Genomic DNA, 1,289 nt, shown 5'->3' with positions numbered 1-1,289 from the left:
CTTATGGAAATGCTCATGTTTTTGATAAAGCTATAGTTTATGATGGTAGCAATATTTATGACAATGCCAAGGTTTATGGCTCGGCGCGTGTTGGTCCCTGTGCAAAAATTCACGATAATGCTCATGTAAGTGGCACTGCCCGCATTTTTGCTGATGCTCATATTTATGACCATGCGCATATTTCTTATGATGCTACGGTTTTTAGTTATGCAAGGGTCTATGGTCATGCCAAGGTTTCTGGCTCGGCTTGCATTTATAGCCATGGAAAGGTTTATAATTATGCTGTTATTAATGGTCGTGCAAAAATTTATGGCAAGGTCTATGGCTCTGCTAGCGTGGGGGGCTCTTGTGAGGTTTATGGCTCTGTCTATGGCAATGCGGAGGTCTATGGAAGGGCTTTTATCTCTCAATATGCAAAAATTTATGACCATGCTTTTGTCTATGGCAATGCGCATGTTTATGGGAATATTTATGGCAATGCTCATATAAGTGGCACTGCCCGCGTTTTTGCTGATGCTCATATTTATGACCATGCGCATGTTTCTTATGATGCTGCGGTTTTTAGTTATGCAAGGGTCTATGGTCATGCCAAGGTTTCTGGCTCGGCTTGCATTTATAGCCATGGAAAGGTTTATAATTATGCTGTTATTAATGGTCGTGCAAAAATTTATGGCAAGGTCTATGGCTCTGCTAGCGTGGGGGGCTCTTGTGAGATTTATGGCTCTGTCTATGGCAATGCTAAAATCTCATATTGTGCCAAGGTCTGGGGGCGTGCTTATGGCAATGCAAAAATCAATAAAAAAAGCAAAGTAAGGTTGGTTCCCAAAAATTGTGAGGTGTATGAAAGCGATAAGCTTGTCAATATAACTGATCAAACAGAATAAAAATACGCATGGGGGGCGTGCCTTCTTTATGGCTATAAACGCATATAAAATGCATTGCTAATAAACATATCATAAAAGAGAGAGTTTAAAAAAGAAAGCCGTGCCAAGAGATATGACGCGGCTTTCAAATGTTTATCCTTATGAATCAACCCTAATCAAGGTAATGAGGGTATATATACAAAACGTATCATATTGCAAGCGCTCTATGGGAGATATAAAAACTTATCAAAAGAAACGTAAACGATGCGTATGATCTTAATCACTCATTTGAATAAAAGAGCCTATAAACGCTTTTTGTTAATCTCAAACGTATCAATCATAACACCCTCCTTTGTGAGGGGGGCTTTTAAAACAAAGCCCATGATCACAATGCTTCTTTTAAAACAAGCTCTCATAAAGACAATA

1 protein-coding gene is annotated in these 1,289 nt (G+C 39.2%); it reads left to right on the top strand.

What is annotated here, in order from left to right:
• The first annotated feature begins 179 nt into the window (after positions 1–179).
• Positions 180–884 (top strand): hypothetical protein, encoded by a 705-nt coding sequence (locus PVV60_RS10530; protein ID WP_273724677.1) that lies wholly within the window; start codon positions 180–182, stop codon positions 882–884.
• Positions 885–1,289: the final 405 nt, after the last annotated feature.

The sequence above is a fragment of the Bartonella sp. AU18XJBT genome, assembly GCF_028618595.1.
Taxonomy (GTDB): domain Bacteria; phylum Pseudomonadota; class Alphaproteobacteria; order Rhizobiales; family Rhizobiaceae; genus Bartonella.
Note: the sequence above shows the minus strand (reverse complement) of the source record. Positions and strands in the feature narration are given on the sequence as shown.